The organism is Candidatus Andeanibacterium sp. (assembly GCF_057143545.1).
Map to the genome: position 1 here is coordinate 39,890 of NZ_DBNHSF010000021.1, position 22,713 is coordinate 62,602.

At 65.1% G+C, this 22,713-nt stretch carries 23 protein-coding genes and 2 tRNA genes; 15 read left to right on the forward strand and 10 right to left on the reverse strand.

All coding sequences use genetic code 11. The features are described from left to right. Window positions 1-3 precede the first annotated feature (3 nt). Window positions 4-1,323: a replication-associated recombination protein A gene (locus AC16XC_RS01290; protein WP_484032822.1), complete on the forward strand. Its 1,320-nt coding sequence runs from the start codon at window positions 4-6 to the stop codon at window positions 1,321-1,323. A 105-nt stretch (window positions 1,324-1,428) separates the two neighbouring features. Beyond that, complete coding sequence (locus tag AC16XC_RS01295) at window positions 1,429-2,307, forward strand: hypothetical protein (RefSeq protein WP_484032823.1); 879 nt, start codon at window positions 1,429-1,431, stop codon at window positions 2,305-2,307. Here AC16XC_RS01295 and AC16XC_RS01300 read toward each other — a convergent pair. Then, a complete protein-coding gene (locus tag AC16XC_RS01300) occupies window positions 2,304-2,696 on the reverse strand; it encodes a TM2 domain-containing protein (RefSeq protein ID WP_484032824.1) in 393 nt (130 codons plus the stop codon). The two genes, AC16XC_RS01295 and AC16XC_RS01300, sit on opposite strands and share 4 nt — an antisense overlap. Window positions 2,697-2,875: 179 nt before the next feature. Between AC16XC_RS01300 and AC16XC_RS01305 the strand changes: the two genes are divergently transcribed. Further along, window positions 2,876-2,951, forward strand: a tRNA-Thr gene (locus tag AC16XC_RS01305). Window positions 2,952-3,034: 83 nt separating this feature from the next. After that, window positions 3,035-4,639, forward strand: a complete 1,605-nt coding sequence (locus tag AC16XC_RS01310; RefSeq protein WP_484032825.1) for a tannase/feruloyl esterase family alpha/beta hydrolase — start codon at window positions 3,035-3,037, stop codon at window positions 4,637-4,639. Here the strand turns inward: AC16XC_RS01310 and AC16XC_RS01315 are convergent. From AC16XC_RS01315 to AC16XC_RS01325, 3 genes are all read right to left on the reverse strand, one after another. After that, window positions 4,636-6,207, reverse strand: a complete 1,572-nt coding sequence (locus tag AC16XC_RS01315) for a tannase/feruloyl esterase family alpha/beta hydrolase (protein ID WP_484032826.1) — start codon at window positions 6,205-6,207, stop codon at window positions 4,636-4,638. The genes AC16XC_RS01310 and AC16XC_RS01315 overlap by 4 nt on opposite strands. A 76-nt stretch (window positions 6,208-6,283) precedes the next feature. Then, a complete protein-coding gene (queF, locus tag AC16XC_RS01320) occupies window positions 6,284-6,751 on the reverse strand; it encodes a preQ(1) synthase (RefSeq protein ID WP_484032827.1) in 468 nt (155 codons plus the stop codon). 136 nt (window positions 6,752-6,887) lie between these two features. Beyond that, on the reverse strand, window positions 6,888-7,235 hold the full coding sequence (locus tag AC16XC_RS01325) for a hypothetical protein (RefSeq protein ID WP_484032828.1): 348 nt from the start codon (window positions 7,233-7,235) through the stop codon (window positions 6,888-6,890). Here AC16XC_RS01325 and AC16XC_RS01330 point away from each other — a divergent pair. From AC16XC_RS01330 to AC16XC_RS01370, 9 genes are all read left to right on the forward strand, one after another. After that, window positions 7,225-8,082 carry a hypothetical protein gene (locus tag AC16XC_RS01330; RefSeq protein WP_484032829.1) on the forward strand — a complete coding sequence of 286 codons (858 nt, stop codon included), beginning with the start codon at window positions 7,225-7,227 and terminating at the stop codon, window positions 8,080-8,082. The genes AC16XC_RS01325 and AC16XC_RS01330 overlap by 11 nt on opposite strands. Window positions 8,083-8,148: 66 nt before the next feature. Further along, window positions 8,149-9,006, forward strand: coding sequence for a 3-mercaptopyruvate sulfurtransferase (sseA, locus tag AC16XC_RS01335; RefSeq protein WP_484032830.1), 858 nt, complete (start codon window positions 8,149-8,151; stop codon window positions 9,004-9,006). After that, complete coding sequence (gene metC / locus AC16XC_RS01340; RefSeq protein WP_484032831.1) at window positions 8,999-10,222, forward strand: cystathionine beta-lyase; 1,224 nt, start codon at window positions 8,999-9,001, stop codon at window positions 10,220-10,222. Before sseA ends, metC begins: the two co-directional genes overlap by 8 nt. Further along, a complete protein-coding gene (locus AC16XC_RS01345; protein ID WP_484032832.1) occupies window positions 10,219-11,304 on the forward strand; it encodes a mechanosensitive ion channel family protein in 1,086 nt (361 codons plus the stop codon). The genes metC and AC16XC_RS01345 overlap by 4 nt, the downstream gene beginning before the upstream one ends. 76 nt (window positions 11,305-11,380) lie before the next feature. Further along, window positions 11,381-12,154, forward strand: coding sequence for a uroporphyrinogen-III C-methyltransferase (gene cobA / locus AC16XC_RS01350; protein ID WP_484032833.1), 774 nt, complete (start codon window positions 11,381-11,383; stop codon window positions 12,152-12,154). After that, entirely contained in the window at window positions 12,151-12,450 is a 300-nt protein-coding gene (locus AC16XC_RS01355; protein ID WP_484032834.1) for a DUF2849 domain-containing protein, read from the forward strand. The genes cobA and AC16XC_RS01355 overlap by 4 nt, the downstream gene beginning before the upstream one ends. Next, window positions 12,450-14,078 (forward strand): nitrite/sulfite reductase, encoded by a 1,629-nt coding sequence (locus AC16XC_RS01360; protein WP_484032835.1) that lies wholly within the window; start codon window positions 12,450-12,452, stop codon window positions 14,076-14,078. The genes AC16XC_RS01355 and AC16XC_RS01360 overlap by 1 nt, the downstream gene beginning before the upstream one ends. Then, a complete protein-coding gene (locus AC16XC_RS01365) occupies window positions 14,071-14,505 on the forward strand; it encodes a DUF934 domain-containing protein (RefSeq protein WP_484032836.1) in 435 nt (144 codons plus the stop codon). The genes AC16XC_RS01360 and AC16XC_RS01365 overlap by 8 nt, the downstream gene beginning before the upstream one ends. Further along, on the forward strand, window positions 14,489-15,310 hold the full coding sequence (locus tag AC16XC_RS01370) for a phosphoadenylyl-sulfate reductase (protein ID WP_484032837.1): 822 nt from the start codon (window positions 14,489-14,491) through the stop codon (window positions 15,308-15,310). Before AC16XC_RS01365 ends, AC16XC_RS01370 begins: the two co-directional genes overlap by 17 nt. Before the next feature lie 10 nt (window positions 15,311-15,320). Here AC16XC_RS01370 and AC16XC_RS01375 read toward each other — a convergent pair whose 3' ends face one another. Beyond that, complete coding sequence (locus AC16XC_RS01375; protein ID WP_484032838.1) at window positions 15,321-16,145, reverse strand: hypothetical protein; 825 nt, start codon at window positions 16,143-16,145, stop codon at window positions 15,321-15,323. Window positions 16,146-16,335: 190 nt separating this feature from the next. Between AC16XC_RS01375 and AC16XC_RS01380 the strand changes: the two genes are divergently transcribed. Together AC16XC_RS01380 and AC16XC_RS01385 are read left to right on the forward strand one after the other, a co-directional pair. Then, on the forward strand, window positions 16,336-16,983 hold the full coding sequence (locus tag AC16XC_RS01380) for a helix-turn-helix domain-containing protein (protein WP_484032839.1): 648 nt from the start codon (window positions 16,336-16,338) through the stop codon (window positions 16,981-16,983). A gap of 281 nt (window positions 16,984-17,264) precedes the next feature. Next, window positions 17,265-18,227 carry a GGDEF domain-containing protein gene (locus tag AC16XC_RS01385; RefSeq protein WP_484032840.1) on the forward strand — a complete coding sequence of 321 codons (963 nt, stop codon included), beginning with the start codon at window positions 17,265-17,267 and terminating at the stop codon, window positions 18,225-18,227. Here the strand turns inward: AC16XC_RS01385 and AC16XC_RS01390 are convergent. The 5 genes from AC16XC_RS01390 to AC16XC_RS01410 all read right to left on the reverse strand — a co-directional run bounded on the left by AC16XC_RS01390 (window position 18,184) and on the right by AC16XC_RS01410 (window position 22,557). Further along, window positions 18,184-19,104 (reverse strand): NAD-dependent epimerase/dehydratase family protein, encoded by a 921-nt coding sequence (locus tag AC16XC_RS01390; protein ID WP_484032841.1) that lies wholly within the window; start codon window positions 19,102-19,104, stop codon window positions 18,184-18,186. The genes AC16XC_RS01385 and AC16XC_RS01390 overlap by 44 nt on opposite strands. Further along, entirely contained in the window at window positions 19,101-20,234 is a 1,134-nt protein-coding gene (gene proB, locus AC16XC_RS01395) for a glutamate 5-kinase (RefSeq protein WP_484032842.1), read from the reverse strand. The genes AC16XC_RS01390 and proB overlap by 4 nt, the downstream gene beginning before the upstream one ends. Window positions 20,235-20,274: 40 nt before the next feature. Beyond that, window positions 20,275-21,333, reverse strand: a complete 1,059-nt coding sequence (gene obgE, locus AC16XC_RS01400) for a GTPase ObgE (protein WP_484032843.1) — start codon at window positions 21,331-21,333, stop codon at window positions 20,275-20,277. Between the two features lie 212 nt (window positions 21,334-21,545). Further along, window positions 21,546-21,621 (reverse strand) — tRNA-Ala (locus AC16XC_RS01405). 93 nt (window positions 21,622-21,714) lie between these two features. Next, window positions 21,715-22,557, reverse strand: a complete 843-nt coding sequence (locus AC16XC_RS01410; RefSeq protein ID WP_484032844.1) for a hypothetical protein — start codon at window positions 22,555-22,557, stop codon at window positions 21,715-21,717. Window positions 22,558-22,713 lie beyond the last annotated feature (156 nt).

A 22,713-nucleotide genomic window follows, 5' to 3' on the forward strand; every position in this document is an offset into this window, starting at 1 on the left:
CCGATGGCCGACCTGTTTGCCGACGAGATGCCCCAATCCGCGCCCGATGCGCCGCGCGAAGATGCGCCGCTGGCCGACCGGCTGCGGCCGGCGAAGTTAGGCGACGTGGTCGGGCAGGAGCATTTGACCGGGCCAGAAGGCGCGATCGGGCGGATGGTCGCGGCAGGCAAGCTCTCGAGCATGATCCTGTGGGGGCCGCCCGGCACCGGCAAGACCAGCATCGCCCGGCTGCTGGCCGACGCGGTCGGTATGCGGTTCGTCGCGATCAGCGCGGTGTTTTCGGGTGTTGCCGACCTCAAAAAGGCCTTCGCCGAGGCGGACAGGGCGGCGAAGGCCGGGCAGCGGACGCTGCTGTTCGTGGACGAGATCCACCGCTTCAACCGCGCGCAGCAGGACGGCTTCCTGCCCTATGTCGAGCGCGGCACGGTGACGCTGGTCGGCGCGACTACCGAGAACCCGAGTTTCGAATTGAACGCCGCACTGCTCAGCCGGGCGCAGGTCCTGATCCTCCACCGGCTCGATACCGCGGCGCTGGCGAAATTGCTCGACCGGGCCGAGGAAATCGAAGGTCCCATGCCCCTCACTTCCGAGGCCCGCGCGGCGCTCATCGCCTCGGCCGACGGCGACGGGCGCTTCCTCCTGAACCAGGCCGAGACGCTTTACTCCGCGAAGATCCTCAATCCACTAGACCCGGCGGCACTCGGCGCCTTCCTCCAGCGGCGAGTGGCGGTCTACGACAAGGACCGCGAGGGCCATTACAACCTCATCTCCGCGCTCCACAAGAGCCTGCGCGGATCGGACCCGCAAGCCGCGCTCTATTACCTCGCCCGGATGCTCACCGCGGGCGAGGAACCGCTTTACGTCTTGCGGCGGCTGGTCCGCTTCGCCTCGGAAGATATCGGCCTCGCCGATCCGCAGGCGCTCGTCCAGTGCCTTGCCGCCAAGGAGAGCTACGATTTCCTCGGCAGCCCCGAGGGCGAGCTGGCGATCGTCCAAGCCTGCCTCTATTGCGCCACGGCGCCCAAATCGAACGCCGCCTATGCCGCGCAGAAGGCCGCGTGGAAGAGCGCGCGGGAAACCGGCAGCCTGATGCCCCCGATGAACATCGTCAACGCGCCGACCAAGCTGATGAAGGAGGTCGGCTATGGCGAAGGCTATACCTACGACCACGATGCCGAGGGCGGCTTTTCGGGCGACAATTACTGGCCCGAAGGGATGGAGCCGCAGACCTATTACCGGCCGGTCGAACGCGGCTTCGAGCGCCAGGTGATCGAGCGGATCGAATACTGGAACAAGCTCCGCGCCCAGCGGCGCGATGGCTAGGTTCCGCCACTTCGTAGCTCCTCCTGAGCTCCCGCGAAGGCGGGAGCCTCAGGCCAGTGTAGCGAAAAGCCGATGGAGGTCCCCGCCTGCGCGGGGACTCGGCTCTTGACCCACCGCTTCCGCCACTTCCTCGCGATCGACTGGTCGGGCGCGAAGGGCGAGCGGCAGAAAGGCATCGCGCTCGCCATCGCCGATGCGGGCGGCGGGCCGCCGGTGCTGGTCGAACGGGAGAAACCCTGGAGCCGCGAAGAAGTCCTCTCGATCCTGCTCGACCTGCCCGACGACACGCTGGTCGGGATGGATATGGGCATTTCGCTGCCCTTCGCCGATACCGGAGCGTACTTTCCCGGCTGGAGCGAGAGCCCGCGCGATGCCAGGTCGCTCTGGGCGCTGATCGACGATATCTGCGCGGGCGATCCCCATCTCGAAGCCGCCAGCTTCGTCGCCCATCCCGAAGCCTCGCGCTATTTCCGCCATTCGAACGAGCGCATTGGCGATCGCTTCCACCTGCCCGGTGCCGCGACCCGCGAAGGCCGCTTTCGCCGCGCCGAAGAGGCCCAGCGCACAATGGGCGTGCGGCCGGTCAGCAATTTCAACCTTGTCGGCGCGGCGCAGGTCGGCAAATCGAGCCTGACCGGCATGCGCCTGCTCAACCGGCTCGGCGGCAGGCTCCCGGTCTGGCCGGTGGATCCCTTGCCCGAAGGCGGCTCGGTGCTGGTCGAGATGTACACCTCGCTGGCGGCGCGCGGCGCCAAGGTGCGCAAGGGCGCTAGCAAGCTACGGACGGTCGAGGACCTGAACCTGGCGCTGCGCGAGCTGGGATCGCCGCCGGTGCGCGGAAGCGGCCGGATCGACGATCATTCTTCGGATGCGCTGGTCACCGCGGCCTGGCTCAGGGCGATTGCCGGCGAGCTCTCGCGCTGGATGCCGCCCGGAATGTCGCCGGATATCGCCCGGACCGAAGGCTGGACCTTCGGCGCCTAAAACCTGTCTCTCAACTTGCGAAATCGGCTTCGGCCCAGCTCACGGATTTCCTCGACCCTGGGATCGAGCGAGCGAGGCGGAGCATGTTCGATCCGCCGCGCCGGCACGGGATCGCCGAATATGCCCAGGCGAAGCTCGTCCGCGATCTCTGCGTTCTTCCGACCGGCCATGCCGGGAATGAGGAAGGCATCGGCAATCCACCAGGGAAGCGTCACGAGCAGGCCTATCCCCGTTAGCGTGAGGATCAATTGCGCGATACCGGATCCGGTGCGTTCCAGATAGATGCGGTGGGCCCCGAAGAATCCGAAAAAGAGCCACAGGAGATAGGCAACGCCCTTTGACTTGCGCTTCTTCTCGTAGAGCAATTGCTGTTGTGTCGCGACGTCCACTCACCGCCTCCCTCGTCCCGACGCAAGATTGGGTCAGTTCTCCCGCTTGGCAAGGGCCAATCCGCTGGCCGCCGCTCGGGATCGTTCGATTGCGTGCAACAGGCTGGACCTCGCGGGCAGTTTGGAGCAAAGGGCGCGCGTTCCGTTTCGCCCCGGCACCTTGCGGCTCGAGGGCATGGGCCGGCTTAGCTCAGTTGGTAGAGCAGTTGATTTGTAATCATCAGGTCAGGGGTTCGATTCCTCTAGCCGGCACCATTTTTCCCGACCTCGGCACTGGCATGCGGCGCGTTAGCGGCTATGATCCCCCGACCGAAAGCTTGGGAGGGAGGATCGCGATCATGGCAAGGTTATGGAATTCAAGCGCGAAGCGCGCTGCACTTGGGGCAGCTTCGCTGGCGGCGCTGGCCTGCCTTGCCACGCCCGCCACAGCCGCCGAATGCGGCGATCTTGCCGATCTCGACATCGGAGAGGGCCGGGTTACATCCGCATCGTTGATAGAGGCGGGAGAATACCAGCCGCCCGCTTCCCCGTTCGGCGCGCCTCCGGGCGTCGCAGGATCGCCCTATGCCGCACTGCCCGCCTTCTGCCGGATCGAGGCGACACTGACCCCGACCTCCGATTCCGAAATCCGGGTCGAGATCTGGATGCCGGCCGAAAACTGGAACGGGAAATTCGTCGGCATCGGCAACGGCGTATGGGCCGGTGTGCTGAGCATCTCGCAACTGGTCGAGCCGCTTTCGCGCGGATATGCCACCGCAACCACCAATGCCGGCCACGACACCGGCGGCATGTCGGGCCAGTTCGCCGCGGGCCATCCGGAAAAGCTCATCGATTTCGGCCATCGTGCGGTCCACGAGATGACCGTCACCGCCAAGACCGCGATCGAGGCCTATTACGGGTCGGGACCGACCGTCTCGCTGTGGAATTCCTGCTCCACCGGCGGACGCCAGGGCCTGATGTCGGCCTATCGCTATCCCGAGGATTACGACGTGATTTCGGCGATGGCTCCGGCCAATCCGATGACCGATCTCATGACCCAGTCGATGTTTGCCGGGTTCTACCCCCCACGGACGCCCGAAAACACGCTCACTCCGCAGTTGCTGCAAGCGATCCACCAGGCCGCGCTCAGGGAATGCGACGACGATGACGGGCTGGTCGACGGGGTCATTTCGCGCCCCGACGCCTGTGCCTTCGAACCGCGAACGCTTAGCTGCAAGCAGGGCGAGTCCGGCAACTGCCTCACGCCAGGCCAGCTGGCGACGATCGAAAACATCTATCGCGGGATCGTCGATCCCCAAAGCGGGGCGCAGCTGCTCCCGGGCTGGCCGATCGGCAGCGAAGTGCAGCTGTCCTTCATCATCAGCGGCAATGAGCCCTTCCCCGTCGCCTTCACTTATTTCGACTTGCTCGTGCATGGCGGGGACGAAGATTGGGACTGGACAAGGATGGATTTCCCGCGCGAGGTTTACCTGGCGCGCGAATTCGGTAGCGACGCGCTCGACGTACCCTATACCGGGCTCAACGCATTTTTTGCGCGCGGCGGGAAGCTGCTGATGAGCCATGGCTGGACCGACGGGCTGATCCCCGCGACCAACGCGCTGAAGTTCTATAGCGGGCTCTATTACGCGATTCCGCTCGAACAGGCGCAGAACCAGCTGCGCCTGTTCATGGTTCCCGGTATGGACCATTGCGCCGGCGGGGCCGGCGCCAGCCAATTCGACACACTGGCGATCATCGACGAATGGGATGCGACCGGCCAGGCTCCCAACCGGCTGGTCGCAAGGCGTCCAGGTGGCCCCGCTGGCGGACCCCCGGGAGCCCCGGCTGGGCCCTCACGGGAACCGATCACTCGGCCGCTGTGCCCCTATCCGCTCTACCCGGCCTATAGCGGCGAAGGCGACGAATCCGACGAAGCCAGTTTTACCTGCGCCAACCCGTCCTAGTCATTGCGATCGGGAAACCGGCAGCTGAAGCTGGCGGCCTTGCTGGCATCGCCGCCGTCATAATGCGCATAGGACGGATACGGGCATAATGGCCGAGTCTCGTCCGGATTGCCGCTCCTGTGGGCAACGACCGAGCTTGGAGCCTCATCCTTTTCGACCCAGTCGACAATCTTCCCGAGCAGGTCGAACTGGTCGAAAGCATTGCCGCCGCCGCAATGCATCATGCCGGGAACCATGTAGAAGCGGCTGGCATCGGTGAAGGCCTCGCCATTGGTTTCGGCGGCGCGCTCGTAGTAATCCCAGGTTGCGAAGGGCGAGAACCAGAAGTCCGACACGCCGTGATAGAAGATCATCTTCCCGCCCCGGTCGAGGAAGGTGTTGAGATTGGTCCAATAGGGCGTGTCGGTCAGGCGGTTGGCCGCGTCCCAGCGCAGCGCATGAATCCGTGCGTCGAGGTCGATTTCGGTCGCCGTGCTGGCCGGGCCGAGCGGCCCCGGCGCCCCGGTGGGCAAATAGCCGCCGCGCAACTCGACAATTCCCGTGTCGAACGCGTTGGGCACGTAGATTGGATAGCCGGCCGCGTCATATGGCCCGGCAAAGCCCTGTTCGAGCGCATCGGCCAGCCCGGCACTGATGCAGCTCTCGCTCTCGCCCGGCCTGCAGACCATCTGCCTGGGTTCGAAGTTCCGGCAAGCCGAGACATTCTCGATCATCCCGTCCATCAGTCCGTCATTGCCATCACATTGCGCGAGCATGCCGTCGAGGATCGTCCGGCGCACCGCCGGGGTCAGCAGCGCAGCGAGATCGGGCAGGCCATCGGCATTCTTCGGCGCGGCCCGGTTGATCAGCACTTGCGTGTATTCGATTGCGAGGTTCGAATCCCCCGCCCGCATCGCCGGGGCACCGACGACGATGCCGTCAAACAGCTCCGGATAGCGCTGCGAGGCGAGCATTCCCTCGCGCCCACCGGTCGAACAGCCGGTCATGTAGCTGTGGCCGATTTCGGCGGAGTAATAGGACTCGGTGATCTCCTTGCCCAGGAGGGCAATCGTCCGCACCGAGGCCTCGGCGAAATCGAGCGCGGCGCGCTGGTCGGCCATGAACGAGGGATCGAACACCGCGCCCTGGTGCCCGCTATCGTGACTGATCACCGCGAAGCCGCGCGCAAGCGCCGGAATCCCGTCGGAAGCGACCGGGCCGGTCGGCTCACCCACCGAGCCGTTGAGCCCGCCGCCGCCCTGCAACAGGAAACGCCCGCTCCATTCATCCGGCAGGGCGATCGCGAACCTGATGCCGTAGGTCGAGCCGCCCGCGCCGATGCGCTCGTTGACGATCCCCTCGACCCTGCAATGGGATGGAAGCGCGGGGCGTACAGTCGGTCCGAACGGTCCCGGCGATTCCTGCTGCGCGCTCGCCGGGTTGTGCGTGGCGGAAACAATTCGAACGTCTTCGCCGAACGCTGCCCTGGCCATGGCCTCGCACTGCGCTGCCGGGTTAGCGGCAGGTTGGGACGCTGCGGGCGCAGCAGCCTGCAACGACAGCGCGGTCCCCACGAGTAGGGCGGCCATGCCGCCGGCTTTCGTTAAATTGATCAATCCATCCTCTCCGATGTCGGGCATTGCCTTTCGCCCATGCAGAACTTGCCTAACCCCGCCCGCGATAAGGCGCTACTCCCTGGTCGGGCAGCCACAATCCTTCGGGCGGCGGCCCGCTTTGCCAGAAGACGTCGATCGGCATGCCGCCGCGCGGATACCAATAGCCGCCGATGCGGAGCCAGCGCGGCCGCATCTCCTGCTTGAGCCGCTGGCCGATCCCGACGGTCACATCCTCGTGGAATCCGGCATGGTTGCGGAAGCTGCCGAGGAACAGTTTCAGGCTCTTCGATTCGACAATGGAATCGCCCGGCGCGTAATCGATCACGAGATGCGCGAAGTCGGGCTGGCCGGTCACGGGGCACAGCGAAGTGAATTCGGGCGCGGCAAACCGCACGAGGTAGAGCTCGCCCGCGCGCGGATTGGGCACATAGTCGAGCACGGCCTCATCGGGCGAAGCCGGCAAGGCGCTGGACCTGCCCAGATGGAGCGGGTCGGGCGGAGAGTCTTCGTTGGACATGCGGCAGGTGATGCCGCGATCAGCCCCTTCACACAAGTCAGCCGTTTGACGCGGCGAATTCAGCCGCTATTCAGCGCGCCCTGCGCTTCCAGCACGATCGCGGGACGCGCGCGACAGCGGGGAACATGACAAGGGCTCAACCAAAGCCGTCGAGGAGTACGATCCGGCTCGCCTTGCTGGCGGGTTGCGCCACCGCGCTGGCGCTTGCCGCGCCGCTTCGTGCCGCGATCACGGATTTCCAGCTGCCGCCTTCGCCCGACCAGACCCCGCAGGCGCAGGGACCGGTGATCGAAGGGGAGACACCTGCGCCCCGGGTCACGGCGCCGCCGCCTTCGCCAACGCCAAGCCCGGCTCCGGCCCCGACACGCACGACCCCCCCTCCGCCCACTTCCGAACCCCCGGCAAACACGGCGCCCCCGGCCCCCGTCACACCGACGCCGACACCCGCCGCCGCCTCACCTGCCCGCGCCGGGGTGACGCCCACGCCTGCCCCGGCCCAGCCGGAAGCGGAACAGCTCCCGGTCGAAACCGAGGTTGAGCCGGTCGAGATCCAATCCGTGCCTCCTGCCGCCGCAGTGCCGGTCGAGGCCGATCCTGTCCAATCGAACGAACCATCCGGACGGGTTCGCTCGCTTTCCTGGTGGTGGCTGTCGGTACCGTTGTTGCTTGTCCTGATCGCGCTGGTCGCGATCGCCGTCCATGTCCGGCAGCGCCGCAAGCAGGTACCCGAAATCGTCGTGCCGCAGGTGGTCAAGCCGCAGGTAAGGCCGAGCGAGGCTCCCCAGGCCGCCGAGCAAGCTCCGCAACCGCCACCAAGGCCCAGCCCGACCCCGGCCACGATTGCCAACACCCCGGAAGGCCCGCTCAGCATCGGGATCGAGGCGCGCTATCTCAGCATTTCGCTGACCGCAGCGACCCTGTCATACCGCCTCACCATCACCAACAGCGCCAAGACATCGCTGCGCGATGTGGTGATATCGGGTGACATGATCTCGGCCCATTCCTCGATCTCCGAAGCGGACCAGATTGCCACCGAGACCGTTGAACTGGAGCAGCGCCACGTAATCGATCGCCTGCCAGCGCGGGAAAGCGTCCAGGTCTCGGGAGAGTTCCGCCTCCCCTTCACGCGGATCAGGCCGATCCGCAAGGGCGATGCCGCGCTGTTCGTGCCGCTCGCCCGGCTGCGCGCCAATGCGGGGGAGGCCGGTACGATCGTCCAGACGGCGCTTGTCGGCCAGCGCTCGACGCGCCCCGGCGCACGCCTCCAACCCTTCCGCCTCGATCTCGGCCCGCGGGTCTACCGGGAGGTTACCCAGCGAATCTTTTCTTAATCGAGTCTCGACGCGGCTCGGCGAGCCGATTAAGCTTTTGGGTTCACGCGATGAGGAGCGCGCGGCATGGAATCGCTGGTCTCGACCGATTGGCTGGCCGAGGAAATGGGCAGCGACGATCTGCGGATCGTGGATGCCTCGAGCCACTTGCCCACGGCGGGACGCGATGCCCGGGCGGAATACGAGGCAGGCCATATCCCGGGTGCGGTGTTCATGGACCTGGCGGCGCTGGTCGATCCGCTGTCCCCCGTCCCGGCAGCGCTGCCCAAGCCCGAGATGTTTGCCAGCCGGATGCAGAAGCTCGGGATCGGCGATGGCAGCCGGATCGTGCTTTACGACGACAGCGACGTGAAGACTTCGAGCCGGGCCTGGTACATGCTGACCATATTCGGGGCGACCAATGTCGCGATCCTCGATGGCGGGCTGGCCAAGTGGAAGGCCGAGGGCCGCCCGCTCGAGCGAGGCAAGCGCGAGCACAAGGACCGGCACTACACCGCCTGGGAAGACACCGGCAAGGTGCGCAGCAAGGCGGAGATGCTCGCCAATATCGAGAGCAAGAGCGAACAGGTGGTCGATGCGCGCGATGCCGGGCGCTTTTCGGGCGAGGTACCCGATTTCCGGCCCGGCGTGCCGAGCGGGCACATTCCCGGATCACTCAACCTTCCCTTCTACGATCTCTATAATCCCGACGGGACCTTTAAGGACAAGGAAGGGATCAGGGCGGCGTTCGAGAATATCGGTATCGATCTCGACAAGCCGATCACCACCACTTGCGGCGGCGGAGTGACCGCCGCGGTGCTGTGCTTCGCCCTGCATCTGCTGGGCAAGGACAAGGATGTCGCGCTCTACGACGGCAGTTGGAGCGAATGGGCGGTCGATCCCGATACGCCCAAGGAGACCGGGCCGGCCCTTCAGGATGGCTGAGCGCAAGGGCCCAGGCAAGGCTGGCACCAGGCTGGTCGGTGCCGGAAGGAGCAAACGCTATACCAGCCTTGCCGGCCAGCCGGGCAGCGTGGTCAACCCGCCGGTGTGGCGGGCAAGCACCCATCTCTACGAGGATTCGGCCGATCTCGCGGGCGGACGTCCGAACGAGGACGGCCATTTCTATTACGGCAGGCGCGGATCGCCCACGCAATGGGCGCTGGCCGATGCGCTGACCGAACTAGAGCCCGGGGCGGACGGTACCCTGCTGTTCCCCAGCGGGGTTGCGGCGATCGCAAGCGCGCTCCTGGCGGTCCTGCGCCCCGGCGACGAATTGCTGGTGACCGACAACGCCTATGAGCCGACCCGCAACATTGCTTTCGGCATGCTCAAGAAATTCGGGATCGAGGCGAAGGCATTCGATCCGCTCGACCTCGAATCCTACACTGCCATGTTCAGCGACAAGACGCGGGCGGTGATGATCGAAAGCCCGGGCAGCCTGACGATGGAAGTATGCGACGTGCCCGAGTTGGCGCGGATTGCCCGGGAGCATGGTGCGCTGTCGCTGCTCGACAACACCTGGGCCTCCTCGCTCAATTTCGCGGCGCTCGCCCATGGCTGCGATATTGCAATCATGTCGCTCACTAAGCATGTGGGCGGCCATTCGGACCTGATGATGGGCAGCGTGAGCACGAGGGAGCCGCTTCTTGCCCGGCTGCGCCGCTATTCGCAGTTCCTCGGCCAGGTCGTTTCGCCCGACGATGCCGCCCTGGCGCTGCGCGGCCTCAGGACGCTGGACATCCGGCTCGAACGCGAGACTGCCAGCGCGCTGGCGATTGCCCAATGGCTGCAAGGCAGGCTCGAGGTGGCGCGTGTGCTTTGCCCGATCCTGCCGGGTTCGCAGGGACACGAGCTGTGGAAGCGCGACTTTACCGGGGGCTGCGGCCTGTTCAGCTTTGTCCTCAAGGGCGGCGACGAAGCAGCCCGCGCGCGCTTCATCGATGCCCTGAAGCTGTTCGGGATCGGCTACAGTTGGGGCGGGTTCGAGAGCCTCGCGATACCTTTCGATCCCGCTGCGATACGCTCCGCATCGCCCTGGCCGCCGACGGGAATGGATGAAGCTGACCGGCTGGGAATACGTTTGTGGATCGGGCTTGAAGATGTTGACGACCTGATTGCAGACCTAGAAGGTGGCCTCGCAGCCATGGAGAGAGGATGACCGCACAGCCGAATACAGCGTTGGAGGACACACCTGCCGACACGCCGGCGCATGCGGATGTGCCTGTCGATAGCGGCGTCGAAGCTGGCCCGGCCAATGCACCGCCGCCGGAGACCAGCCAAGCGGTTGGCGCGGCGACCGACCTCAAACAGGTCGTCGCGCAGGAAAACAGCACGATCGCCTCGATCATCGAAACGCTTGACAGCTATGCGATCGAGATCGGCGACACCCATATCTCGATCTGGAGCGCGCTGGTTGTCCTGCTCGTCATCATCGGCGTGTGGTTTTTCGCCCGGTTCGGAAGCAAGCTGGCTCACAAGATCCTCGGCAAGCTGACTGCACTCGATTCGACCCAGCAATTGCTGGCCGAAAAGCTGATCACCGTCGCGGTCTGGGCGCTCGCGATCCTGATCGGCATCGACATGCTCGGGATCGACCTCACCGCGCTGGCAGTCTTTTCCGGCGCTTTCGGCCTCGCGATCGGCTTCGGCCTGCAGAAGACCTTCGGCAATCTGATCGCCGGGATCATCCTGCTGATGGACCGCTCGATCAAGCCCGGCGACGTCATCACGGTCGCCGATGCCAGCGGCGCCGAGAGTTCGGGCCAGATCCGCAAGATCGGCATTCGCGCGATCTCGGTGGTTACGCGGGACCGTACGGAATACCTCATCCCGAACGAGAACCTGATGATCAACCAGGTGGTCAACTGGTCCTATTCCTCGAAGGATGTGCGGGTGAAGGCCCCGGTCGGAGTGGCCTACGATACCGATCTCGATCTGGCCGAAAAGCTGATGCTCCAGGCCGCGAAGGAATCCCCCAGGGTGCTCGATGAGCCCGAAACCCGGGTCCTGCTGATCGGTTTCGGGGAGAGTTCGGTCAATTTCGAGATCCGCTTCTGGATCGACGATCCGGAAGACGGCCTCAGCAATATCCGCTCCGACGTTCTCAAGCGGGTCTGGAAACTGTTCCATGAGCACAACATCGGAATCCCTTTCCCGCAGCGCGATCTGAACCTCAAGAACAACGCGCAATTCGAACAGCTTGTCGCGGCAATCTCGCAGCGAGCGGAGAAGCGGGCCTGAGGGTCTAAAGCTTACCTAACGCGCCCCAAAACCATTCTCGCTGGCGGTTTCGCGCGGGCGGGGCCATTTGCCCCTCATGAGAGCGGGAACTGTCTATCTGGTCGGCGCGGGTCCGGGCGATCCGGAGCTGCTGACGCTGCGCGCCGCGCGCCGGCTGGCAAGCGCTGGGATCGTTGTCCATGACGGACTGGTCGATCCGGCGATCCTTGCGCTGACGCGGCCCGATGCGCGCCTGGTTTCGGTCGCCAAGCGCCGCTCGCGCCACACCATGCCGCAGGAGGAAATCAACGCCCTGCTGGTGCGCGAGGCGCTGGCCGGAAACGATGTAGTCCGGCTCAAGGGCGGCGATCCCTTCATTTTCGGGCGCGGCGGCGAGGAAGCAGAGGCCTGCCGGGCCGCTGGCGTAACGGTCGAAGTGGTTCCCGGAATCAGCGCCGCGATCGGCGCGGCAGCGGCCGCGCAGATTCCCCTGACCCACCGCGAGGGCGCGAGCATCGTCAGCTTCGTCGCAGGCCAGTGCAAGGGCCTGACCGAACAGGATTGGGCCGGGCTGGCCGGCAAGGGCCGCACGCTGGTGATCTATATGGGCGTTTCGACCGCCCCGATGATCGCCGAGAAATTGATGGAAGACGGCTTGGCGCCCGATGTCCCGGTCGCGGTGATCGAGAACGCCAGCCGCCCGCGGATGCGCGTCTTGCGCTCGTCGCTGGCGGGCCTGCCCGGCATGGTCGTGGACGAACAGGTCAGGAGCCCGGCGGTGATCGTGATTGGCGACGTAACCGCGCGCGACAACGAAGCCGCGCTGCACGGTCTGGCGCTGGAGGCCCGGAAACTGGAAGAGGCGCAATGAAGATTCTGACTGGAAACGACCTCAAGACCGGGGCGGTGATGTGGTGGGATGGCCAGGAATGGTCGCCCCATGTCGAACATGCCGCCGATGTCGGCGACAAGGCCGAAACGATACTCGCCCGCGAGGAAGCGGCCCGCCGGATCAATGCCTCCTATGCCATCGATGCCGAGATCGACGGCAACGGCAAGGTCCGCCCGGCCCATATCAAGGACCGCGTTCGCGCGCTTGGCCCGACCGTGCGCCCCGACCTGGCGGTCAAGGAAGCCGGCCCCGACAGCTGGAACTGGGTGATCTGATGTACAAATACGACCAATACGACCAGGCGATGGTCGATACCCGCGTCGAGGAATTCCGCGACCAGACCAGGCGCCGGCTCGAAGGCAAGCTGACCGACGACCAGTTCAAGCCGCTACGGCTCAAGAACGGGCTGTACCTCCAGCTTCACGCCTACATGCTGCGGGTGGCGATCCCCTATGGCACGCTCGATTCGCGCCAGATGAGGAAGCTCGCCCATATCGCGCGGCGTTACGACAGGGGCTACGGCCATTTCACCACGCGGCAGAACATCCAGTACAACTGGATCAGGCTGGAAGATGCGCCCGACATCCTCGCCGAGCTGGCCGAGGTCGAAATGCATGCGATCCAGACCAGCGGCGAATCGATCCGCAACGTCTCGGCCGACCAGTATGCCGGGGCCACGGCGGACGAGATCATGGATCCGCGCCCATGGGCCGAGATGATCCGGCAGATGACCAATTTCATGCCCGAATTCAGCTATCTCCCGCGCAAGTTCAAGATCGCGGTGATCGCCAGCGAGACCGATCGCGCGGCCTTGCGCTGGCACGACGGGGCGGTGAAGATCGTGAAGAACGAAGCCGGCGAGATCGGCTTCGAGGTCTATGCGGGGGGCGGCATGGGTCGCTCGCCCTTCATTTCCTACCGCATCCGCGACTTCCTCCCGCCCGGGCAGATCTTCTCCTATTTCCAGGCGATCCTGCGCGTATGGAACCGCCATGCGCGGCGCGACAACATCCACAAGCAGCGGATGAAGATCCTGGTCCACGAGCTGGGCCAAGAGGAATTCCGCCGCCAGGTCGAGGAGGAGTTCCAGGTCTTTCTTGCCCAGGGCCACGATTTCCCGCAGGCCGAATACGACCGGATCGCCGCCTATTTCGCGCCGCCGCCATTCGAAACCGGGCTTTCCGAAGAGATCGACCGTTCCGATCCCGATTTCGCGCTCTGGGCCGACCGCCAGGTCGTGGCGCACAAGGCGCCGGGCTATGCGATCGTCAATGTCAGCCTGAAGCCGGTCGGCGGCATCCCCGGCGACATCTCGGCCGGGCAGATGGAACTCGTCGCCGATCTGGCCGAACGCTATTCGTTCGACGAATTGCGCGCCACCCATGTGCAGAACCTGGTCCTGCCGCATGTCAGGAAGCAGGATCTTTACGCGGTGTGGCAGGCGCTCGACGCAGCCGGGCTGGGCGCGGCCAATCTCGACCTTGCGACCGACATCATTGCCTGCCCGGGGCTCGATTATTGCAGTCTCGCCAATGCCCGCTCGATTCCGGTGGCACAGAAGCTCTCGGAGCGGCTCGCCGCGCGCGAAGCCGAACTGGGCGAGCTCAAGATCAAGATTTCGGGCTGTATCAATGCCTGCGGCCATCACCATGCAGGCCATATCGGCATCCTTGGCGTCGACAAGAAGGGCACCGAGAACTACCAGCTGCTGCTCGGCGGCTCGGGTGCCGAAGATGTCAGCCAGGCCAAGATAACCGGCCCCGGTTTCGACGAGGACGGGATCGTCGATGCGGTCGACAAGGCGGCCGACGTCTATCTCGCCAATCGCAAGGAGGGCGAGCGTTTCCTCGATACCTATCGCCGGATCGGCATGGAGCCGTTCAAGGAGGCGCTTTATGCTTGAGACATTGCGCCTGCGCGACGACGAGCCGGTCGACAAGCCCGCGGTGACGGTCGACTCCTTCCTCGAACAGACCAATGCCGGATCGGTGCGGATCGAGGCTGGCGACGATGTGCGCCGCCTGCTCCCGGTGCTCGACCGGGTGCGGCTGGTCGAGATCGATTTCCCCAAATTCCGCGACGGGCGCGGGTTTTCGAGCGCCCGCATCCTGCGGGAGGCGGGCTATAAGGGTGAGATAAAGGCCACCGGCGACGTGCTGGTCGATTTGATTTTCTTCATGCGCCGCTGCGGCTTCGACAGCTTCGCGCCCGACGTGCCGTTCGATCCCGACGATGCCGCGGCAGCGCTCGATCGCTGGCCTCACGTCTACCAGCATGCGGTGGATGGCCGTGTGCCGATCTGGGAATTGCGCCATGGCGGTAGAAACTAAGGTGTCTTCCCGCCCCCAAGTCAATCGGGTGCCCGACCGGATCGACACCGCCGCCCGCTTCGACGAGGGCGACGCGATCCGGCTCAACCGCATGTTTCGCGGGTCCGAGGCGGCCGATGTGCTGGCAGGAGTGTTGAAGGACCGGCTGGCGGGCGACGTCGCGGTGGTCTCGAGCTTCGGCGCGGAAAGTGCGGTGCTGCTGCACATGATTGCCCGGATCGATCCTTCGGTCCCGGTGATCTTTCTCGAGACACACAAGCATTTCCCCGAAACGCTAAGCTATCGCGACGAGCTCGTCGCGCAACTCGGCCTGACCAATCTCGTGATCGTCGAACCCGATCCCGAGGTGATCGCGGCCAAGGACGACAATGGCCTCAGATGGTCATGGGACCCCGACGGGTGCTGCGAAATCCGCAAGGTCATCCCGCTGGCCAGGGCGCTGGCGGGCTACGACGCCTCGATCACCGGCCGGAAGGCGTTCCAGTCCTCGACCCGGGCTAACCTGCCGCGCTTCGAACTCGACAATTCGGACACACAGGGGCGGCTCAAGATCAATCCGCTGATCGACTGGACCGCGGGTGACATCGAAGCCTATTTCGCCCTGCACGGCCTGCCGCGCCATCCGCTGGTGGCCGAAGGCTATCCTTCGATCGGCTGCTCACCCTGCACCCACAAGGTCAAGCCGGGCGAAGACCCGCGCTCGGGCCGCTGGGCCGGGTGGGACAAGACCGAATGCGGCATCCACGGCCCGGACTCGAAAGGCGATAGTGGCGAATTGCCCCCCGGCTACGATCCGGTGTTCTGATCCCTGGCGGTTACGCGCTCACGCCGACAAGGCGCTGCGCGATCTCGATCCACCACGGCTTCCACCACAGGTAAATCACTACCAGCGCGGCAGGGATGTACAGGACAAGCCAGACCCGGTAGGCCGAGTGAAAGCCGTTCCCGCGCAGCAGGTCCCACAGCAGCATCGGCGCGATCCACAGCAACGGGTAGAGATACACCGATACCGCGCTGTCGGGATAAGTCGTCGGGAGCCATGCCATCCGGTCGATCGCCGCCGGTAACGGCAGGACCGAAGCCAGGATCATCATGCGCTTGTGAAAGCCCGCATCGGTCTTGCGCGCACGCAAGCCAAGATAGACGCAGACCGGGAAAAGGACGCCGACCGAGATCTGTGCGGCGACCAGGCTGCTGAGAAACATCCTTGCTTCTTCAGCGGCCTCGGGCGTCAGGACTTCCGGCGGGGCAAGGGCGATGCGCTCGAAATTGTAGCCGACCATCGTGGGAACGAGGAAAAACCCGGTCAGCACCATGGCCGGGGCGATGACCATTCCGGCCACGCCCAGCTGCTTGTGCCAGGCGGACCTGCCGGTCGCCATCAGCACCGTCTGGGTCAGCAGCAGCAGCATCCAGCTGCCCATCAGCACGGCATGGACGTGCAGCACCAAGGGCAATGGAGGTCGCACGCCGGCCTGGACTTCCATCACCTTCTCAATGGAGGTGGGAATGAAGCCGGCTAGGACTGTCACGATGAACAGCCCGGCCATGAACACGAAAATCCAGCGATCGATGAACGCGGCCAGCGAACGCGGCGGCGAGACTTTCGTCATTTCAACGAAATCGGCAACGGAAGCCATGAATTCCCTCCCCCAGAGAACCGCACCCGAAACCGGTGATTATCACAAGCCAATCGGGCGGCAAGCTGGATTCGGATGCTCCGCTAAGACCCGCTGTTCCTTCGGCACGACGAACCGCGCCCGTTAGCTCTCGATCCTAACCCGATTTTAACCCTGAAAACCGAGCTTTGGCCCCGCAAGGAGTCCAAAAATGGCCGTCGCCGCACATTTCGAGCATGCCCCCAACGGAAAGCGCCGCGATGCCCGCCGCAAGCTCGCGCTGGACGCGGAGGGCACCCCGCCATCGGGCAAGGCGACCGCGGTCCTGATCCACAATCTCTCCGAGACCGGGTTGCTTCTCGAATGCGAGACAAGCCTGGAAGAGGGCGAAACCATCGCGGTTGACCTTCCCCATGCCGGGCCGACCGAGGCGAGGGTCGTCTGGAACAGCGGCAGGCTGCATGGCTGCCAGTTCGCAGAACCGATCGGCAAGGCCGCCCTGAGCGCGGCCGAATTGCGCAGCGCGGTCGAGACGAGGGCCGAGATCGCGGCGCCCGACCAGGAACCCTTCGACCTCAAACTGCAACGCCTGCGAGCGGCAAGCGGGTTGAGCCTGGCGCGGATCGCGGCGGCACTGAAGGTCAGCAAGCCGACCGTCTGGGCGTGGGAGCAAGGCCGTGCCCGTCCGAGCAGGAATCGCATACCGGCCCTCGCCAGGCTGCTGGGAGTGAACCCCGAGGATCTTGGCGGAGCGCGCGACACGACCGCGCTCGAAGCCCTGCTCGGCGAATGCCGCACCCGCATTGCCGAGGCCGCCGGGTGCCGGCCCGCCAATGTCCGGATAATGATCGAACTCTAATCCTTTCAGATTCGGAGAAAAGCGGTCCGTCAAGTCGGCTCGTCTCAAATTGGTTTCCATCTGTGGAAAAGATGGTTAATAAATCTCAACGAATCAGAGGGTTAGCGTAGTTAGCTCACAAAACTAACGCTTCGTTTCGGACGCATTTTGGGGCTGGCAATCCTGAGAATTTCCTCCGGGAGCGCCGCAAATTGAATCGGATTATCGCCAGTCCGGTAGTCGACAGGGGAAAAGGTCGAACAATCGGACGGTCGTTTCAGGGCTTTGGGGGCAAAGCGACAATGGGCATGGATTTTACGCCGCGCGAGAACCGCGCGCTCTACGGCATGCTGGCCAGCGACACGAACGATATCGTGTTCAAACTCGATCGGGAGGGATATGTCCAGCATGCCTCGCCCGCGATCGACCGGCTGGGTCTGCCGTTCAATTCGATGCTGATCGGGCCGCATTTGCTCGATCTCGTCGACCGGGACCACGCGGAGCCGGTCGAGCGGGAACTGCGCGCAGCACTCGCCGGGAGGCCGAGCGGCCGCTGGGTGGAATTGCGGACCGCCTGCGATACCGGACCGGGCCACTGGTTCGAACTGCGGCTGCGCAGCCTCTGCCGGGCCGATGACCAGGTCTATGGCGCGCTCGGCGTGATGCGTTCGATCGCGGAACGCAAATCGCTGGAGGACCAGCTGTTCGCCAGCGAACTGACCGACCCGCTGACCGGCCTCTCGAACCGCCGGGCCTTCCTTGCCATGCTGCAGCACCTGGTCGAGGCCCGCAGCGATGGCTGTGTCGCCCTGTTCGGGATCGACAATTTCAACGCCATCAACATGCGTTACGGACAGGGTGTCGGCGACAGGGTGTTGATGGTGTTTTCAGACCTGCTGCGCGCGCTGATGCGGCAGGACGACATCATTTCGCGGATCGGGGACGAGTGCCTGGGGGTCCTGTTGCCTTCGTCCGACCCGAAAAGGGCGCGCAAGATCTGCCGCAGGATCGTCGAGACCCTCTCGGAAACGCGCCAGGAGTTGCGCAACGGCAACCTGACGATCACCGCCAGCGCCGGCGTGTCGCGGATCGGCGCCTCGCTCGACTACACCATGCAGCGGGCGCAACTGGCGCTGTTCATGGCCAAGGCCAAGGGCCGCAACCGGCTTGAAGTGGACGAGACCGTGGGCCGCGGGGAAGCCACCGGTGGACCGGCCTGCGTCAGAGCCATCCCGCGCGGCGATACCAATCGGCGGTCAGCCTGAGGCCGCGATTGGTTTCGACCATCGGCATCCAGCGTCCGGGCGGCGGCGCCCTGTCGCTCGAACACACCCAGTCGGGATGGGTCATATAGTTGACCCGATCGGCGGTCAGCTTGGCCTTGCCGCGCCGGAACAGCCGTTCCGCCCGCGAGAGTCCCATCAGGACCCCCTTCGAGAGCCGGGGAACGAAGACCTTCCTGCCGGTTGCCGTTCCGATTGCCCGCGCCAGGTCGTCATGCTGCCAGCCGCCGCTGACTCCGTCGTCGGGTTCGAAAATCATGCTCCGGGCATCTTCGCCCGCCGGAACGAGTGCGAACAGCAGGCGGGCAAGGTCCTCGACATGGATCATCGAGGAGCGGCCGGTATCCGGCATCGGCACCACCCCCCACTTGGCGGCGCGGAACAATTCGAAAATCTCGGTATCGCGCGGGCCATAGACCGCCGGCGGGCGGACGATCGTCCAGTCGAGCCCCGAGGCCATGACGATCTTCTCGCCCCGGTGCTTCGAGGCGCCATAGACCGACAGTTCGGGTTCGCGCGCGGCGAGCGAGGAGACATGGACGAAGCGCGCGACGCCCGCTTCCTTCGCCGCCTCGACCACATTGAGCGTGCCGGTGACATTGCCCTGTTCGAACATGGCATGATCGGGCGTGTTGACCACGCCGGCCACGTGGATCACCGCTTCGACGCCTTCGACCAGCAGCGACAGCGCTTCGCGATCGGCAAGATTGCCCCTGATCCAGGTTACCCCGGGGCGCGGCTTCTGTTCGCGCCTCGTCAGCGCGCGAATCTCGATCCCCTGGATGTCTGCTTCGTCGAGAACCGCCTGGCCGACAAAGCCCGTCGCGCCGGTAAGCGCGATCGCACCCGAGATCGTCACAAGAGCACCAGCTGGTCGCGATGGATGACGGCCGAACGCGGCGCATAGCCCAGGATTGCCTGGTGCTCTTCGGAACGAGTCCCCTTGAGCTGTTCGCATTCGCTCGCCGAATATTCGCTCAACCCCTGGGCAATGACCTTGCCCTCGATGTCCTGCACGGCAACCGGGTCGCCGCGATCGAACTCGCCTTCGACCGCGGTCATGCCGGTCGCCAGCAGGCTCCCGCCCTTGGCCAGCGCCTTGGCGCAGCCGGGATCGACCGTGAGCGCACCCATCAGCCGCATCCGGCCGCCAAGCCAAGCCTTGCGCGCGCCCTCCTTCCTGAGCGGGAGGAACAATGTCCCGCGATCCTCCGCGATCGCGCGGGAAATGGGGGCGTCATGGGTGCCATTGACGATCGCAAGCGCGATTCCGCCCCGCTCGGCGATCTCGGCGGCCTGGAGCTTGGACGTCATTCCCCCCGAGCCCATGCCCGAGGTCGAGCGATTGTCGGCCATCGCGTGGATCTCTTCGCTCATACCCTCGATCCGGGGGATCAGGCGTGCCCCGGCATCGCCGGGATTGCGGTCATAGAGGCCGTCGACATCGGACAGCAGCAGGACCCCGCTGGCATGGGCGGCCTGGGCAACCCGCGCCGCCAGCCGGTCGTTGTCGCCGAAGCGAATTTCCTCCGTCGCGACCGAATCATTCTCGTTCACCACCGGTACCGCGCCCGCCTTGAGCAGCCTGCCCAGCGTTGCCGCGGCATTGAGATAGCGGCGGCGGTCTTCGAGATCGTCGAGCGTGAGCAGCAATTGTGCCGCGGTCAGCCCATGACCGCCCAGGAGGTCCGAATAGAGCTCGGCCAGCGCGATCTGCCCGACCGCGGCGGCGGCTTGCGCATCGGCCAGGCTCCCGCGCCCGCCCTTGTCGAGCTTGAGCCTGGCGGCGCCGAGCGCGATCGCCCCCGAACTTACCACGATCACCTGCTGTCCACGCGCCCTGGCCGCGGCGATTTCGCCAACCAGCGATGCGAGCCAATCGCGGCGCGGCGCACCATCGCTGCCGACAAGCAACGACGACCCGACCTTGATCACAAGGCGGGGACAGGTGCCGGGATCGGCAAGATCGGACAGCTCGGCAATCGCCATGGCGGCGGGGATTAGCGTCTGTGCCGGAGCAAGGGAAGCGTCAGATCGGCGACCATGGCTCCGCCGCGTCGTCGTCCTCGATTTCGCTCGCCTGGGTCTCGGTGGCGGTCGACGCGGGGAGATAGGAAAGCACCGCATCGAGCAGGTCCTCGATCCCTTCGCCGCTCGCGCCGGATACAGGATAAACCTTCGTCGCGCCCGCTGCCTCGAGTTCCCTGGCAAAACCTTCGACCAGCTCGGCATCGGCGAGGTCGATCTTGTTGAGCGCAACCAGCTGCGGCTTGTCCTCGAGCCCTTCACCATAGGCCTCGAGCTCGTCCTGCACCGTCCGCATCGCCTTGGCCGGGTCCTCGCCCGTAATATCGACCAAATGGATCAGCACCCGGCAGCGTTCGATATGGCCGAGGAAACGGTCGCCGATCCCGGCGCCCTCGGCCGCGCCTTCGATCAGCCCCGGAATATCGGCCAGCACGAATTCGCGGCCCTTGTGCCGCACCACGCCGAGCTTGGGGATCAGGGTGGTGAAGGCATAATCGCCGACCTTGGCCCTGGCATTCGAGACCGCGTTGATAAAGGTCGACTTGCCGGCATTGGGCAGGCCGACCAGCCCGACATCGGCCAGCAGCTTGAGCCGCAGCCAGACCCACATTTCCTGCGCCGGTTCACCCGGCTGGTGCTGGCGCGGCGCGCGGTTGGTGCTGGTCTTGTAGCTGGCGTTGCCGCGCCCGCCCATCCCGCCTTCGAGCAGGGTGACCCGCTGGCCGACGTCGGTGAGGTCGGCGAGCACGGTCTCGCGGTCGTCATCGGAGATGATCTGCGTCCCGACCGGCACCTTGATGACAAGATCGGGCGCTCCGGCGCCGGTGCGATCCTTGCCCATGCCGTGCCCGCCGCGCTTGGCCTTGAAATGCTGTGCGTAGCGGAAATCGATCAGCGTATTGAGCCCCGGCACCGCTTCGAATACGACATCGCCGCCCTTGCCGCCATCGCCGCCGTCGGGGCCGCCATATTCGATATATTTCTCGCGCCGGAAGCTCACCGCGCCCGGCCCGCCCGCGCCGGAGCGGATAAAGATCTTGGCCTGGTCGAGAAAATGCATGGGGAAAGGCTAGCGGCTCGTGGAGCAATTGTCGCGCGCGTCCTTCGACAGGCTCAGGACGAGCGGTGGTGGGTCAAGTATGCCAATTGGCTTAGCCCAAGCCGAGAATGGCGGTGTTCGAGAACCGGAGCGGAGCGACCATCAAGGTCGTGAGCACCGGAAGCGCAGAACGCTGCCGTTCGCAGGCCGGGACAAGACAATTATCGATGCACTGGTGGAGCCGAGGGGAATCGAACCCCTGACCTCGTCATTGCGAACGACGCGCTCTCCCAACTGAGCTACGGCCCCGTTCCAGTAAGTCCCGCGAACCGCTTCGGCCCGCAAGAGCGCGCCTATTAGCGGAGAGGCCCGTCGCTTGGAAGTCAAAAACGGGGCGGAAAATTACCTGCTGCCATCCGCCGGCAATGGCTGGATCACCGGCTGCGATGTCGCGGCCGGCACTTCGCCGGGCGCCGCCAACTGGACCCTGCCATCGCTGTCGAAGGTGACCCCGGAAGCGGCCGCATTGGTATAGGTGATGATACCCGGATTGGGGGGCCGCCAAGTATCGGCCGGCATTGCGAACAGATGGGCATATTTTGCATCCCAGGCCGCAACGTCGACATAAAACTGTTCGAAATCGCGATAGAACTGTTCGAACGCGGCCTGCATTCGCGGAAGATGAGCCAGCGCGAAGGCATCGAGATCCTCGGGTGCGGCGTATAGCGCGGTGTTGCTGATTTCGAGCGTCGCATCGCAGAGGTAACGCTTGGCCGGCGGCATCGCGAAATAGTTGTAGAGCTGGGTCATGTCGGCCTCGCGCTCGCGCGTCGCGGCAGGCCCGTATTCAACCCGGTACTGGCGATCGAGCTCGCGATTGATCGCGCTCAGGCGCCGGGCGTGTTTGTCGAGCAGGACCCTGTAACCATCGAGGATCGGCTGGTAGCGCGCCTCGAGGCAATTGAGCGCGGCAACGTTCCAACCCGAGCGGAAACTCCACACCGCCTCCAGCGGAGTGAGATCGCTCAGGATCGTCTGCCGTGTTCCGTCGATCCCGACGGAAGGGATCGCCATGTCGGGCCTCGCGCCGCCCGGCGGGAGCGGACGATAGGGAACCTTGGTCGCCACCAGCGGCGGCGGCGGCGGTAAGCGTGAGATCACCGGTGCTGGCGGCAAAGTCTTTTTCGCATAGCTAGCAGGCGCCAGGCCGAGCCCGATGACCAGGGCAGCTATGCGCAGCAACATTCCCAAACTCTTCATCATTACGGCGTCTGCCCTCTCAGCTGACGTCATGTCCTTGCCTAGACCATGCCGCCTTTCCCACCGATTAAGCATCGTAATGCGGTGAACCGGTAAAGAAAATGCCCGGGATGAGTTTACACCCCGGGCATTCTGTTCCGC

What these genes read in the sequence shown, in the direction of transcription:
- AC16XC_RS01290 (WP_484032822.1), top strand. Translation starts at nt 4, where the DNA reads ATGGCCGACCTGTTTGCCGACGAGATGCCCCAATCCGCGCCCGATGCG.
- AC16XC_RS01310 (WP_484032825.1), top strand. Translation starts at nt 3,035, where the DNA reads ATGGCAAGGTTATGGAATTCAAGCGCGAAGCGCGCTGCACTTGGGGCA.
- AC16XC_RS01315 (WP_484032826.1), bottom strand. Translation starts at nt 6,207, where the DNA reads ATGGCCGCCCTACTCGTGGGGACCGCGCTGTCGTTGCAGGCTGCTGCG.
- queF (WP_484032827.1), bottom strand. Translation starts at nt 6,751, where the DNA reads ATGTCCAACGAAGACTCTCCGCCCGACCCGCTCCATCTGGGCAGGTCC.
- sseA (WP_484032830.1), top strand. Translation starts at nt 8,149, where the DNA reads ATGGAATCGCTGGTCTCGACCGATTGGCTGGCCGAGGAAATGGGCAGC.
- metC (WP_484032831.1), top strand. Translation starts at nt 8,999, where the DNA reads ATGGCTGAGCGCAAGGGCCCAGGCAAGGCTGGCACCAGGCTGGTCGGT.
- AC16XC_RS01345 (WP_484032832.1), top strand. Translation starts at nt 10,219, where the DNA reads ATGACCGCACAGCCGAATACAGCGTTGGAGGACACACCTGCCGACACG.
- cobA (WP_484032833.1), top strand. Translation starts at nt 11,381, where the DNA reads ATGAGAGCGGGAACTGTCTATCTGGTCGGCGCGGGTCCGGGCGATCCG.
- AC16XC_RS01355 (WP_484032834.1), top strand. Translation starts at nt 12,151, where the DNA reads ATGAAGATTCTGACTGGAAACGACCTCAAGACCGGGGCGGTGATGTGG.
- AC16XC_RS01360 (WP_484032835.1), top strand. Translation starts at nt 12,450, where the DNA reads ATGTACAAATACGACCAATACGACCAGGCGATGGTCGATACCCGCGTC.
- AC16XC_RS01365 (WP_484032836.1), top strand. Translation starts at nt 14,071, where the DNA reads ATGCTTGAGACATTGCGCCTGCGCGACGACGAGCCGGTCGACAAGCCC.
- AC16XC_RS01370 (WP_484032837.1), top strand. Translation starts at nt 14,489, where the DNA reads ATGGCGGTAGAAACTAAGGTGTCTTCCCGCCCCCAAGTCAATCGGGTG.
- AC16XC_RS01375 (WP_484032838.1), bottom strand. Translation starts at nt 16,145, where the DNA reads ATGGCTTCCGTTGCCGATTTCGTTGAAATGACGAAAGTCTCGCCGCCG.
- AC16XC_RS01380 (WP_484032839.1), top strand. Translation starts at nt 16,336, where the DNA reads ATGGCCGTCGCCGCACATTTCGAGCATGCCCCCAACGGAAAGCGCCGC.
- AC16XC_RS01385 (WP_484032840.1), top strand. Translation starts at nt 17,265, where the DNA reads ATGGGCATGGATTTTACGCCGCGCGAGAACCGCGCGCTCTACGGCATG.
- proB (WP_484032842.1), bottom strand. Translation starts at nt 20,234, where the DNA reads ATGGCGATTGCCGAGCTGTCCGATCTTGCCGATCCCGGCACCTGTCCC.
- obgE (WP_484032843.1), bottom strand. Translation starts at nt 21,333, where the DNA reads ATGCATTTTCTCGACCAGGCCAAGATCTTTATCCGCTCCGGCGCGGGC.
- AC16XC_RS01410 (WP_484032844.1), bottom strand. Translation starts at nt 22,557, where the DNA reads ATGTTGCTGCGCATAGCTGCCCTGGTCATCGGGCTCGGCCTGGCGCCT.